Annotated in this window: 9 protein-coding genes and 1 pseudogene; 7 read left to right on the forward strand and 3 right to left on the reverse strand. The window is 38.5% G+C overall.

The window, feature by feature from the left end; translation table 11 throughout:
* The first annotated feature begins 17 nt into the window (after nucleotides 1–17).
* On the forward strand, nucleotides 18–794 hold the full coding sequence (locus tag ACSQ7D_RS08710; RefSeq protein ID WP_009418743.1) for a C40 family peptidase: 777 nt from the start codon (nucleotides 18–20) through the stop codon (nucleotides 792–794).
* A gap of 128 nt (nucleotides 795–922) precedes the next feature.
* Here the strand turns inward: ACSQ7D_RS08710 and ACSQ7D_RS08715 are convergent, their stop codons facing one another.
* Nucleotides 923–1,117 carry a hypothetical protein gene (locus ACSQ7D_RS08715; RefSeq protein WP_437135976.1) on the reverse strand — a complete coding sequence of 65 codons (195 nt, stop codon included), beginning with the start codon at nucleotides 1,115–1,117 and terminating at the stop codon, nucleotides 923–925.
* An 80-nt stretch (nucleotides 1,118–1,197) separates the two neighbouring features.
* On the opposite strand from ACSQ7D_RS08715, the gene dapB reads away from it, so the two are divergent.
* From dapB to ACSQ7D_RS08745, 6 genes are all read left to right on the forward strand, one after another.
* Nucleotides 1,198–1,899: a 4-hydroxy-tetrahydrodipicolinate reductase gene (gene dapB / locus ACSQ7D_RS08720; protein ID WP_437135977.1), complete on the forward strand. Its 702-nt coding sequence runs from the start codon at nucleotides 1,198–1,200 to the stop codon at nucleotides 1,897–1,899.
* Nucleotides 1,900–1,998: 99 nt separating this feature from the next.
* Nucleotides 1,999–2,829 carry an HAD family hydrolase gene (locus tag ACSQ7D_RS08725; RefSeq protein ID WP_437135978.1) on the forward strand — a complete coding sequence of 277 codons (831 nt, stop codon included), beginning with the start codon at nucleotides 1,999–2,001 and terminating at the stop codon, nucleotides 2,827–2,829.
* 19 nt (nucleotides 2,830–2,848) lie between these two features.
* Nucleotides 2,849–4,402, forward strand: a complete 1,554-nt coding sequence (gene lepB, locus ACSQ7D_RS08730) for a signal peptidase I (protein WP_437135979.1) — start codon at nucleotides 2,849–2,851, stop codon at nucleotides 4,400–4,402.
* 1 nt (nucleotide 4,403) lies between these two features.
* Nucleotides 4,404–5,027, forward strand: a complete 624-nt coding sequence (locus ACSQ7D_RS08735; RefSeq protein WP_437135980.1) for a WbqC family protein — start codon at nucleotides 4,404–4,406, stop codon at nucleotides 5,025–5,027.
* 519 nt (nucleotides 5,028–5,546) lie between these two features.
* Nucleotides 5,547–7,082, forward strand: a complete 1,536-nt coding sequence (locus tag ACSQ7D_RS08740) for a sulfatase family protein (RefSeq protein WP_437135981.1) — start codon at nucleotides 5,547–5,549, stop codon at nucleotides 7,080–7,082.
* 47 nt (nucleotides 7,083–7,129) lie between these two features.
* The gene (locus ACSQ7D_RS08745; protein WP_437135982.1) at nucleotides 7,130–10,237 is read left to right on the forward strand and encodes a glycoside hydrolase family 2 TIM barrel-domain containing protein; all 3,108 of its coding nucleotides are present in this window, start codon (nucleotides 7,130–7,132) and stop codon (nucleotides 10,235–10,237) included.
* A 92-nt stretch (nucleotides 10,238–10,329) separates the two neighbouring features.
* Here ACSQ7D_RS08745 and ACSQ7D_RS08750 read toward each other — a convergent pair whose 3' ends face one another.
* Together ACSQ7D_RS08750 and ACSQ7D_RS08755 are read right to left on the reverse strand one after the other, a co-directional pair.
* Nucleotides 10,330–13,068, reverse strand: a complete 2,739-nt coding sequence (locus ACSQ7D_RS08750) for a hypothetical protein (RefSeq protein WP_437135983.1) — start codon at nucleotides 13,066–13,068, stop codon at nucleotides 10,330–10,332.
* Nucleotides 13,069–13,246: 178 nt separating this feature from the next.
* Nucleotides 13,247–14,357, reverse strand: a pseudogene (locus ACSQ7D_RS08755) (ISAs1 family transposase).
* Nucleotides 14,358–14,375 lie beyond the last annotated feature (18 nt).

Below are 14,375 nucleotides of genomic sequence, written 5' to 3' on the forward strand. Positions count from 1 at the left end.
CTATCTTTGCGGGCGTGATGAATATGAAGATATTAGAAACACCTTATGGAATATGCCATTTGAGCGTTGTTCCCGTACGTTTAGAGCCCTTTGAGGGGGCTGAGATGATTACGCAATTACTTTTCGGAGAGTTGTTGCAAGTAATTGATAAAGAAGAGCATTGGAGCTATGTACGCTTGCTGTTCGACAATATTGAAGGCTGGGTAGCCAACAGTCAGTTTACGGAAATTTCGGATAAGGACTACAAAAAATCTCTAAAAAAGAAAGAAAAATACGCTCACCGATGGCTTACAAAACTCCGTTTGAAAACCGGAGACAACCTCTTTCTGCACATACCCAAAGGTGCTACCTTTTCTCACAATCATCTATTACAAACTTCACAATCTACCCAAAGAATACCTCATCAAGGCATTATCCCCACTGCTTTGGAATATTTAAACGTACCTTTCTTAACAGGAGGCAAAACTCCCTTTGGGATAGATGCCGCCGGACTGGTGCAAATGGTTTTCAAACTCAACGGCATACACCTGCCTCGTACGGCTAAAAAACAGGCTACTTGTGGCGTTTCTCTTAGTTTTATAGAAGAATGCCAAGCAGGTGATTTAGCTTTTTTTGACGACGAAGAAGGCAATATCATTCACGTGGGCATTCTCTTAGGCGACAACAGGATTATTCACTCTTTTGGCAAAGTGCGCATCGACCGTTTAGATCATATTGGTATTTTTAATAGTGAACTGCGCAATTACACTCACCAACTACGACTCTTGCGAAGAATCTCAACGACTGAAAAGTAGTATAAATTGAAGATTCCTATATCTTAGGTTTGTTTATTGTTCATCTGTTCGTGCAGCTCGAACCATTTTTCGTTCGTCTTTTCTTTATCTGCTCGTGCAGCTCGTACCATTTTTTGTTCGTCATTTCTTTATCTGCCCGTGCGGCTCGCACCGTCTTTTGTTCGTCTTTTGTTCGTCTTTTGTTCGTCTTTTGTTCGTCTTTTGTTCGTCTTTTGTTCGTCTTTTGTTCGTCTTTTGTTCGTCTTTTGTTCGTCTTTTGTTCGTCTTTTGTTCGTCTTTTCTTTATTTGCCCGTGCGGCTCGCACCGTCTTTTGTTCGTTCATTGTTTATCTGCCTGTCGTGCTACTACTACTTTGCATGTTTTAACAGAAGAAATAAAATATTTAATTTATAATAGTCAATTATGAAAATAGCTTTACTCGGATATGGCAAAATGGGTAAAACCATTGAACAAATAGCCATCGCTCACGGACACGAAATCGTGTTAAAAATAGATAATGCCGAAACTTCTTACGACATTACAATAGCCGATGTGGCTATAGAATTCAGCACCCCCAGCAGTGCCTTTGCTAATATTAGCAACTGTCTCACACACAAAGTACCCGTGATTGCAGGTACTACCGGTTGGTTAGCCCAATACAACGAGGCAGTAGCTTTGTGCCAAAAGCACCAAACCGCTTTTCTCTACGCCTCTAATTTCAGTATAGGGGTAAATGTATTTTTCGCACTGAACAAAACCTTAGCTAAACTGATGGCTAAACTCAAAGACTATGAGGTAGCTATCGAAGAAATTCACCACTCTCAAAAGCTCGATGCCCCCAGCGGTACTGCAATTACTTTGGCAGAAAGTATTATTGCTGAAACTGATAAAACAGGTTGGCATTTAAACACAGCTACCGAGAACGAAATCCCTATCGTAGCCAAGCGCATAGATAGCGTCCCAGGTACTCATATCATCACCTATACCAGTGAGGTAGACACCATAGAAATCAAGCATACCGCTCACAATCGCAAAGGCTTTGCTCTCGGTGCCGTTATGGCAGCCGAATGGATTGTAGGTAAGCAAGGAGTATTTACGATGAACGATGTACTCAATCTTCATTAAGCGTATTTTTTAATCAAAAAACTACTTATCTTAAAAAAAGGCATTATCTTTGCACTCTAATAACTCATAATTTTTAACATAGGACTCTTAACTAAAAGAATGTATAAAATTATCTTTTCTGATATCGATGGCACTCTATTAAGTGGTTCGCGAACCCTTACGCAGAACACCATTCACGAAGTAAAACAACTGAAAGACAAAATACCTTTCATTTTAGTATCTTCACGTATGCCTGAGCAAATGTATCACATACAAAAAGACTTAGGCATCGCAGGATTACCACTTATCGCTTATAATGGCGGATTAGTGCTCAATGACGAAAAGGTGCTACACTCTACTACTATCCCCTACTCTATTCTCGAAGAAGTAGTCGCCCTCAACGAACAAGAGTTCAATGCTCAGATACACATTAGTTTTTATTATAACGACGAGTGGTATGTACCCGCTAACGATGAATGGGCACAACGTGAAGAAACAATTACCAAAGTAACTCCTACCGTGCGACCCAATCGCGAAGTACTCACTCAGTGGAAACAAGCAGGACACGGCGCTCACAAGCTAATGTTAATGGGAGAAGAAACTCTTATAGAGCGAATGTTCAAGCTACTAAACGAGAGATATATAGAGGTAATGCAAATCTATCGCGGGAGAGAAACTTATATAGAACTATCAGATATCAGTATTTCTAAACTCACAGGAGTGAAAATAGTATCAAACGAGATATATCACTTACCTTTGAGCGAAGCAATAGCTTTTGGCGATAACTATAACGATTTGGAGATGCTCAAAGGCGTAGGTTGTGGCGTAGCAGTTGCTAATGCTCGCGACGAAGTAAAAGCTGTAGCCAAATACATAACGCTTCACCACTCCAAAGACGGTGTGGCAACATTCTTAAAACAGTTGAGAGAACAAAAAGTAATGAACCTTTAAACGTTAATCATTCATCATTATGATATATTTATATATTTTAATCATTGCACAGCTCATCAATGGGCTATTCTTTTGGAAAGGATATGAAAAAGCAGGTTACAAAGCGTGGCAAGCCTTTGTTCCCTTCTACAATACCGTTATTTTCTTACGTATCATCTCTCGCCCTTGGTGGTGGGTATTCCTGCTGTATTTGCCCGTAATAGGTAATATTATGGTAATTGTGATGACTTACGAATGGTTACACGTATTTAACTATCGCAAGAAGCGTTACACCTTGCTATCAATAATTACTTTGGGACTTTTTGCTGCCTACATAACCTATTTACCTTCTACACACTACGTAGGTAAAGATGTAGAAGCCATCAAAAAGAATGTTTCCTCTTGGGTGAGTGCTACTATCTTTGCGGTAGTAGCAGCTTCGGCTATTCACACCTACTTTATACAGCCTTATATGATACCTACTTCTTCTTTAGAAAAAACCCTCTTGGTAGGCGATTTTCTTTTTGTAAGTAAGTTTCACTACGGAGTGCGTGTGCCTATGACTCCACTATCATTGCCTATGGTACACGATTCAATTCCTATAATAGGCACAAGATCGTATATCAAAACGCCTCAGTTACCCTATTTGCGTTTACCTGCTTTACAGAAAGTACAGCGCAATGATATTACGGTATTCAACTGGCCTACTGATACGGTAAGGTACTTCCGAGACAATTCGGGTATTCACGTAGATAAGCCCATAGATAAGAAGTCTAACTATGTAAAACGCACGGTAGCTATCCCTAACGATGTATTAGAAATCAAAAACGGCGATGTATGGATAAATGGTAAAAAGGAAATCTATCCTGTACGTGCCAAGTTACAAACTTCTTATATAGTGGTTACACAGCCCAATTTATTCAGTCATCCCGATGAGTTTAGAGTAGTGATGTACCAACAGTACGGTGTTACTGATCCCGCTTATCCCATCAACAACGACACTTATATTTTTACTTCCCTTACAGATGACGTAGCTAAAGCATTGGAGGCTAACACGAGTATTGTGTCAGTTACTCGTAATGTAAATAAGGCTGGGGTCTACAATCCTGCTATATTCCCTCACAGTCCTACTTTTGCTTGGAATGAGGATAATTACGGACCTATTACCATTCCTGCCAAAGGAAAAAACGTAACACTTACTAAAGAGAATTTGCCTTTGTATAAACGCATTATTAGTGAATATGAACACAATAAATTAGAAACAAAAGGTGATGATATTTACATTAATGGGCAGAAAGCTTCCTCTTATACCTTCCAACAAGATTACTACTGGATGATGGGAGATAACCGTCACAATTCTGAAGACAGTCGTTTTTGGGGTTTTGTACCTGAAGATCACGTGCTTGGTAAACCCGTACTCATCTGGATGAGTTTAGACAAGAATGCCTCAGGATTTAAGAAAATACGTTGGCAACGTTTGTTCACTACCGTAAATGGTGAAGGTGAACCTGTGTCCTACCGATATATTGTATTTGGGTTACTTGGTTTGTGGTTGGTATATAGTTTGGTTAAAAAGAAAAAAGTAAAAGAATAATATGGTAGAACAAGTATTATTACACCCTACTTATTTTCCTTCTATTGCTCAATTTCACTTGATATTGAACAAACCTTGCGTTTTAGAAGTCTCTGATAACTATCAGAAACAAACCTTGCGCAATCGTACATATATTTACGGTGCCAATGGCAAACAATCCTTAAACTTACCTATTAAGCACGTAGGAGGTGATACCGGACGACAGTTGTTCAAAGATGTGAAAGTAGAGAATAATTTCTTATGGCAACGTCTGCACTGGAAAAGTTTAGAGACAGCCTATCGCACATCTCCTTATTTTGAGTATTATGAAGACGATTTGGTGCGTATTTTTGAAAAGCAATATACTTACCTACTCGATGTAAATATCGACACAATTGAGACCGTTTTAGCCTGTTTGTTAGTACATATTAACTTTGACAAGACAAAAACGTATGAAGCCGAGCCACAAGGAGTGAAAGACTATCGTTTTTTGAGTAGTGCTAAAAAAAAATACTCTGTAACAATGCCCTCTTACCACCAAATATTCTCAGATAAATATGGTTTTATTCCTAACTTATCTATTTTAGATTTGCTTTTCCACGAAGGACCTAATACACAAGAGTTTTTAACTAAGGTAAAAGTGTAGTGCTATAAAGTGTGTAAATAGACATCAAAAACGTGTAATTACACAAATAAAAAGAAGGTTACAAAAAGTAATTAATTTTTTTATTATCAAAATATACTTCCTTATAATCAGTAATTTACAAAATGTAATATAAAGGAATGTTTTTTTGGCACAGAGTTTTCAATGTAGTAAACAGAAGATTGCTAAAAGAAACATTGTTAAAACAAGAATTAGAAAAAACATTTTCATTAAAACTATCAAACTTAAAACAAAATCTTATGTAAAAAAACTTTATTACTGAGAACAGTAATAGAGATTCTAAAACTGAAAAATTTTCTTCATTTTTGGAGTTAGTAGTAGTATTTATATGCATTGTGAAAAAGGCTCTCTAAGAAATTAGAGAGCTTTTTTTATATTTAGAAAACTATTGCTAACTTCTTTTTATATAAATACTCATAATAGAATATTTTTTTCTTAATTAATTTGGTACTTTAAAAAAGTCGCTGTACTTTTGTGGTTCATTTTAACACCAATTCATTTATGAAAAAATTCGTATTCTTCTTCGGGCTTTTATGTGCCACAACAGTTTTTGCACAAAGCAAACCTAATATTATACTTATTGTTTCAGACGACCATTCGTATCAAACGATTGGGGCTTATAACAATGGGGCTACTAATGCAACTCCTGCAATTGATAAACTTGCTAATGAGGGTGTAAGGTTCAACAAAGCTTTTGTTACCAACTCCATTTGTGGTCCTAGTAGGGCTTGTATTCTCACGGGTAAGTATAGCCATAAGAATGGCTTTATGGACAATGAGACATCACACTATAATTCTTCACAACAACAGTTTGTGAATCTCTTGCAACAAGGAGGCTACCAAACTGCTTGGGTGGGAAAATACCATTTAGGCGATGACCCCAAGGGCTTTGACTTCTTCAAAATCTTAGTAGACCAAGGTCGTTATTTTAACCCCGACTTTATCATTGAAGGTAAAAAACGTATAAACGAGCAAGGTTATGTAAGCAATATCATTGAAGATGAAGCCGAAAAATGGCTCGATCGTCGTGACCCTAATAAACCTTTCTGCTTGGTTGTGGGGCATAAAGCGGTGCATCGTACTTGGATGCCCGATTTACCTGAATTAGGAGCTTATGAACAGGTAAACTTCCCATTGCCCGATACTTTCTTTGACGATTATGCAACTCGCAAGCCCGCAAGTTTGCAAGAAATGTCCATTGGTAAGGATATGATGATGGGTTACGATTTGAAGATGTTCAAAGATGAAAAAGAAGAAGTGCAAGATGCAAACTTCTCTCGTATGACCACTATTCAATTAGCACATTACAACGATTTTTATAACCCTATACGCCAACAGTATTTCAACGCCAATCTCAGTGGTAAAGAATTAGCACAATGGAAGTTCCAACGCTATATGCGTGATTATCTATCTACCGTAAGATCGATGGATAAGAACATTCAGCGTATGCTCGATTACTTAGAAAAGCACAAATTGAAAGACAATACTGTGATTATCTATATGTCCGACCAAGGTTTTTATATGGGCGAGCACGGTTGGTTTGACAAACGTTGGATGTACGAAGAATCTTTCCGTACCCCAATGATTGTCTCTTACCCTAAGCTCTTTCCTAAAGGCACAACCAACGATGATTTTGTGTTGAACATCGACTTGGCACCTACTTTCTTAGAATTAGCCGGCTTGCCTATCCCTGCTGACATACAAGGCAAATCGTTCTTACCGTTGTTTGCTAAAAAAGCCAAACCTATACGCAATCAAATATTTTATCACTACTACGAAAACGGAGAACACGCAGTATCACCTCATTTTGGTGTTCGCACTGATCGTTATAAACTCATTCGTTACTACAAACGCGTGAATACTTGGGAGCTATTTGACCTCAAAACCGATCCTAAAGAACTCAACAACGTCTATGGCAAAAAAGAATATCTGAAAATTAGTAAACAGTTAGAAGCTTTACTTTTAAAAGAAATTCGAGACAAGCAAGACGATTTGGCTGAGAAGGTATTTTTTAATAAAGAGTTTCCTGTGAAATGAATTTTATAAGGATTCAACTTTGCCAAAATTTGTAACATATTATTTGTATGAAAAACTACCTATACATTATTATATCATTTTTTCTAACTATAGTCTCTTATGCCCAACACTTGGATTCCATTTTCGAAAATCCAGCACTGCAAGAAATCAATCGAATGCCAATGCGTGCCTCCTACTTTCCGTTTGAGAATATAGCTAAAGCAAAAAATGGTACGATAGAGCAATCTGCACGTTTTCTAAATCTCAATGGCTTGTGGTCATTTCTCTGGAAGGAAGACTATCGTCAGTTGCCAAAAGACTTCTACAAAACCAATTTTAACGAAAGTCAGTGGAAGAAAATTCCTGTACCTTCTAATTGGGAAGTACAGGGATATGGCATTCCAATTTACGTGAACGCTTCTTACGAATTCAATCAAAAGAACCCTACTCCTCCCGATATTCCTGATAGCCTCCAACAAAATGCCGGTCTGTATCGCAAAACTTTTGATTTGTCCACTTCTTGGCAAGGAGAAAAGGTATATCTACATTTAGGAGCAGTGAAATCGGCATTTAAACTGTATATAAACGGTAAGTTCGTGGGTATGGGTAAAGACAGCAAGTTGGCTTCGGAATTTGACATTACACCTTATATCACTAAGGGCAAAAACCTCATTGCAATGGAAGTGCGTCGATGGACGGACGCAAGCTACCTCGAATGCCAAGATATGTGGCGCTTTTCCGGGATTTCTCGTGATTGCTACCTCTATATGCGACCTAAAGTGCACTTATACGACCTTAGCATCAGCGCTGGTTTAGATAAAAACTACACCAATGGCAAACTCACCACTTTGGTAGAAGTATGGAACGAAACTCCAAGCGATGCCTCTAAATACCAAGTGGAAGTAAGTCTGTTCGACAAAGAACAACTGCTCTACCAAGAGCAAAAAGAAACTACCGGACTCAAAAAAACCTTTGGTAAAACCGAATTGCAATTCGAAGCACAATTGCCACAAGTGAGAGCGTGGAGTGCCGAAACGCCTTATCTGTACCGTTTACAAATGGTGCTGTACGATGCTGAGGGAAAGGTGAAAGAAGTAGTAAGTCGTCTCATAGGCTTTAGAACGATTGAGATAGAAGGTGCTAACATTTTGGTAAACGGCAAACGCATACTCTTCAAAGGAGTAAACCGCCACGAAACCAACCCGCATACGGGACAAGTAGTGAGTCAAGAACAGATGGAGAACGATATAAAGCAGATGAAAGCCCTCAACTTTAATGCTGTACGCACTTCTCATTACCCTAACGACCCTTATTTCTATGACCTTTGCGATAAATATGGTCTTTACGTAATGGACGAGGCTAATATAGAAAGCCACGGTATGCATTATGAAATGGATAAGACTATCGGCAATGACCCCGTGTGGGAATATGCTCATTTGCTACGTATGGAACGTATGGTAAAGCGCGATAAAAACCATCCATCAGTTCTGTTTTGGAGTATGGGCAACGAGTCTGGTAACGGTTGGAACTTCTACAAAGGCTATCAACACATAAAAGGCTTAGACCCCTCACGCCCTATTCACTATGAATTAGCTCACTACGATTGGAATACCGATATCGAGTCGCGTATGTACCGTCGTATTCCTTTCCTTATCGACTATGCACTCAGCAATCACACTAAACCCTTCTTGCAATGTGAATACGCTCACGCAATGGGTAACAGTGTAGGTAACTTTCAAGAATATTGGGACGTGTATGAGCATTATCCTAAACTACAAGGTGGTTTTATTTGGGATTTCATCGATCAAGGGCTTTATAAAACCTTACCTAATGGCAAGAAATTAGTAACCTACGGGGGTGATTACGGTGATAAAAATACTCCCAGCGATAATAATTTTCTTATCAATGGAGTAATAGCTTCCGACAGAAGTTGGCATCCTCACGCCTATGAAGTACGCAAAGTGCAACAAGAAATAGGCTTTCAATATCAAAATAACCAACTGATGTTGCACAACAAGCATTTCTTTAAAGATTTATCAAACTACGAAATACATTGGCAACTGCTCAAAGAAGGTGTGCCTGTTCAAAGTGGTAATATTACCAACTTAATAGTATTACCACAAAGCGAGGCTACTTTTTTACTACCTCCTCTTAAAACAGACGATAAAGCAGAATATATCTTGCAATGTACCGCCCGTCTCAAACAAGACGAAGGCCTTTTAAAGAAAGGTACAGAACTTGCTTTTGCCGAGTTTCCTCTCACCTCCTACACTCCTCAAAAAGCTATTGCTGATACGACACCTTTAGAGGTAGAAGAAACAACCAGTCACATTCTATTGCATAATAAGCATTATACAGCTAAAATAGATAAACAAACAGGCAAATGGGTATCGTTTCAAGTGAAGAATGAAGAACTCTTTGCTCCCGAAGGCTTAGAGGTAAATTTATGGCGGGCTGGCACTGATAACGACTTTGGGGCAGGTTTACCTAAAAAACTGCAACAGCTTCAAGAGGCAGAGAAAAAAGCTGATAGTGTCCGTATATCGGTAGAGAAACTAAACTCTGGTCAAGTGAAGATAACCCTAAGCAAGCGATTGGTAGAAGGTACAATTGATTATACTCAAGAGTTGCTTTTTGATGGCAAGCCTTCCGTAACGGTGAGCAATCACTTCAAACCGCTAAATAACGACAAAACGCTTACTTTTAAGATAGGCAATCATCTTACACTTCTGCCTTTTCAGCGTATTCAGTGGTATGGTAGAGGTCCTTGGGAAAGTTATTGGGATAGGAAAACATCGGCTATGGTAGGCTTGTACGAAGGAGCTATTGCTAGCCAGTATTACCCTTATGTGCGTCCGCAAGAGAATGGTAATAAAACTGATGTACGTTGGGCAAAGCTCAGTAAGAAAAAAGGAGTAAACATTGCCATTTATAGTACAGGTTCTTTACTAAATATAAATGCCCTGCCTTATAGTCCTGCACAGTTATTTCCTGGTATAGAAAAAGGACAAACACACGCAGGTGAACTCACCCCTGATAAGTATACTCACTTAGACATCGACTTGCAACAATTAGGTTTGGGAGGTGATAACAGCTGGGGCAACTTACCAATGGAACAATACTTACTGTATCTGTATCAGCCTTACAGCTATAGTTACAGAATAGAAGCTTTTTAATGGCATATTGTTATATAAATAAAGCACAGACTTCTTGATAAACTCAAGTCGTCTGTGCTTTTTTGTTTAACCCTTTATAAAATTCTTTCCTTCTAATATATATCAAGTGTTCTTTCTTCTTCAAAGCCGTCAGGAAGCGTAAATATAATAGTGTAGCGTCCTTTGGGTAGATATACTTTACCATCAGTAGCAATAGGTAAAAATATCTTTTGAAGACTCTTCTCATAGGCTGTCTTACCCGCATAAGACATCGTCAAGTCATAAGGTATATAATTAAACCCAACATTTGTCTTATAAGTAAATGTTTGCAAGGTAACACGTCCTTTCATCACTTTTATAGGTATTGATAAATTTTCCTTTGAAGCAAAAGCATAGAAATACACATTAGGCTTCACAGGTTCTTCCCATTCGTTATTAGCATTTCCCCAATTCGCAGAATAAGGAAGCGTAATAGGCGTTTCAAGTGGATAAAAATCTTGCGAGGTAATCGCTACTCTTAGCTCTTGCATCATCTTCACCGAGGTGCGAAAAATACCTCGTCCCAATGTCGCAACTGTCATTTCGCCATTTGTTTCGTCTATATAAATATCGTAAACACCTGTTTCGGGCAATCCTTTGCTGAATGGTTGCCAACTTTCACCTAAGTTAAACGAAATATACACCCCATTATCAGTTCCTGCATAAAGAATCTGACTGTTTTTAGGGTCTTCTTTGAGTACATTCACTTTGCTATCGGGTAGGTTAGAATGGATATCTGTCCAACTCTTGCCATTGTCATTACTCATAAAAATAATAGGGTCGATATTGGAATCATCAGTACTAATAAGGGTTGCCAATACGCGGTTACGCTGGTGTTTAGAGGCAATAAGGTTGTTCACTTTTAGCGGACGAGGGAAGGCGTTGTATATCTGTTTCCACGATACCCCTCCGTTATCGCTGGTGTAAATCATACCATCGTCACTACCCGTATAAAGCAAACCAAACATAAAAGGCGATTCAGCTATAGCCGAAATTGTACCATATGCCTTGTTGCCCTGCTTGTTACCATTGGTTACATCGTCCGAAATAGTCCGCCAATTCCGACCTTTGTCCATAGAAATGTGCAATTTGTTGCTTCCTATGTAAATAATATCTTTGTTTTGTGGCGAAATAAGTAGCGGTGCATTCTTGCCAAAACGCAACGGTGCCTTGTTTTCACCGTAATAAGCACTTCCTAATGGGAAAAGCTGGTCTCTATCAGGCAAAAAAGTAAAGAACTTGCCATAAGGTTCTGTGGCATAGCTATCATTGCCAAACGATAGCGAATGAATAGCTTTTCTGAACGTATTCCAATGACTGTTATTTTGTGCCAATACCACCTGGTCACTCACATAGTAAGGTGTTTTGTTAGCTTTGTCGTAACTCAGCTGGGTAAAAGCCATTGCTTGTGGTACATTCTTAAAAGCAAAACTTTTTCCATTGTCGTAAGAGACCTGTAATCCACTGCGAGTTGTACAAAATAGAGTACCCTGTTGTAAGTAAAGTTGTTCATAGCTGTTATTCAACGAAATCGGTTGTTTGCTTTTCCACGTCTTGCCTCCATCGGTAGATTCCAATAAGGGATACCCTCCTATAAATAAGTGTTTTTTATTACTAAGGTCTACGCCGATGCCCCCAAAACGCTCTCCGCTTTGGTAATACACATCATTCAGAGGCTGAATATTCGTCTTTTGCCAAGAATTACCCCCATCTTCGGTTACGTACACTTCCGCACCTATAACCTCTTGGGTACTTACACCCAAATAACTCAGTAGTTTAGCAGGAAAGGTTACCTCTGCAGCTATCATATCTTTGAGATTCTGAGCTGTATATTTCTCGTCCTGACCTATATTGTGCAAAAACACATTTAAACGGTTGTTATCTAACGCGAGGAAATCGGCTTTGCTCATCACATCAAAATCTTGAGCGGAAAGATGAATGCGCACTACTTTCTGTACAGTGTTAATACTCTCTTTCTTTTTGGCGTTGCGATTATCTACTATCGCATAATAAGTCTGACTGTTAAAGCAACTCACCCCTATCTTGCCAATGTTATTCCCTTTGAGAAATCCGTTGTTCACCGTGATTTTCGTCCACGTATTGCCTTTATCAGCACTCTTGTAAATAGCACTATTACTGCCATAAGGAGCACTGTCCCACTGACTGTTATTCACTTCCCACGATACAGCCAAAAGCATTGCTCCATCGGGCGAAGCAGTAATTTGCGTAATACCCGCACGAGTGCTTACAAATAGTTTTTGTTGCCACGTTTTTCCGCCATCGGTAGTTTTGAAGATACCGCGTTTTTCATCGGCTTTATAAGGGTTACCCAATACTCCTACCACAAGTTCTTGGGGGTTAGTAGGGTTGATATACAAACTACTAATGCGTTGCATTCCTCCTAATCCCTTAAAGTCAGTTGTTTTGCCTTTATCGGTAGAGATAAAAACGCCATAAGGGGTCGCCACCGCCAAAGTCCCCGATTGCCAATCTACCGCCAGTGCTGTGATACTTTGTGTAGGGAGGGTTGAGCATAGTACTTGGTAGGTTTCCCCGCCATTTTGGGTAAGCCATACGCCTCCGTTTTCTGGAGCAACTATAAACTCACTGCTATTTTTAGGGTTTACACTCAGCGCACTGATGCGATTGCCTATCTCTTTTACTATCACTTGCTCAAAAGGCGTTTCGCGTACCCACGAACGCGCTTTCAGCTCCTCTTTCTGACGCAAAGGAAGCGGTAGCAGTTCTTGGGCAGTGAGAGTTGTTGTGATGATTAATAAAGAAAATACAAAAGTAAAGATTTTATTTTTCATATTTATTTGCAGAATTCTCTTTAAGTTGTTGTTTTTAGGGTGCAAAAGTACAACAATTTATTGAAATGAGCTAATATTCTAAGAATATTTATCCCATTACCCTTGTCATTCTCCTCATTTGTCACTCGTCATTTCTTCCTTTTTCCGTCTCCACATTCCCCCTCTCCGAGCAGGGCTGTTACATAGAGTTACAAATGTTTGATTTATAATATATTAAATTCATAAGTTCTTTGAAATTAATGATACTCCATTCCATAGCTGACTTGATAGAGTCTTTTCCATTAAGACGAAATAGGTTAATTGATATATTTCTCATTATTGAAAGATTCTCAGGAGCATTACCTGATTTAGTCTTACTCTTGTCCTCTTTCATTTGTACATCTTTCACCCAGTGCAAACGATTTTCTATACCCCAATGAGAACGTATGTGATTAGCAAAGAAATCAGCCTTATTCTTAGCTACACTGCTAATATGGTAAACTATCTCTATTGTCTGACCTTTCTTTGTTTTGACATAACGTGTTGTTTCTATAATTCGCTTTATACCAAACCATTCAGGAGAAATACCCTCTAAATTTTTATAAACTTTGGTAATACGCAATTCATCACGACCTCTTAGCAAAGAACACTCTTGGTAAGTGTGCATTAAATACTTTTTTGTAGCAACATTTGCTTTTATTTGCTCAAAAAGCTTTTTTTGATTACCTTTTACTTGTACTATGTAGTCATTTTTTGACTTTATAATAGTTTCAAGAGTTTTTTTGACAATGTAAGGCATCTAAAGTGATTATTTCACCTTGAATGTCTAAGGCTTGTAAGAGTCTTTGAACGGTATAAATTTCAGATTCTTTTTTGTTCTCTAATTTATCACAAGCTAATACAATGCCTCTTTGTGAAGCAAAAACACTTATCAATGAAACAAAATTCTGATAGTTATTTTGAGTGTCTTTAATAGTTCCTGCAATAGCCTTTCCATCAACAGCAAGTGTTTCACCTTGACACATTGGTAAAAATTGGGCAGTCCACTGATTGAATTTTTGGGCAAAATCATCAAAATCAATTTCCATAAATATCCTTCTAATAGAGCCATATGTAGGTACTTTACAGAAAGTTAGATACTTTTTAAACTCCCATTGGTTTTCTTTGAGGAAACGGCCTATTTCTCGATAACCAGTATAACCTGACATTATTGCTGTTAGGCACATAATCAGGAAGTTAGGCATTTTATGGCGGATACCGCGTCTTTTTCTAGTATCCTCTATACTAGATAACATTTCTATCAGTGTCATAGACTTTTACATTTTATT

Source organism: Capnocytophaga sp. G1920, assembly GCF_051417515.1.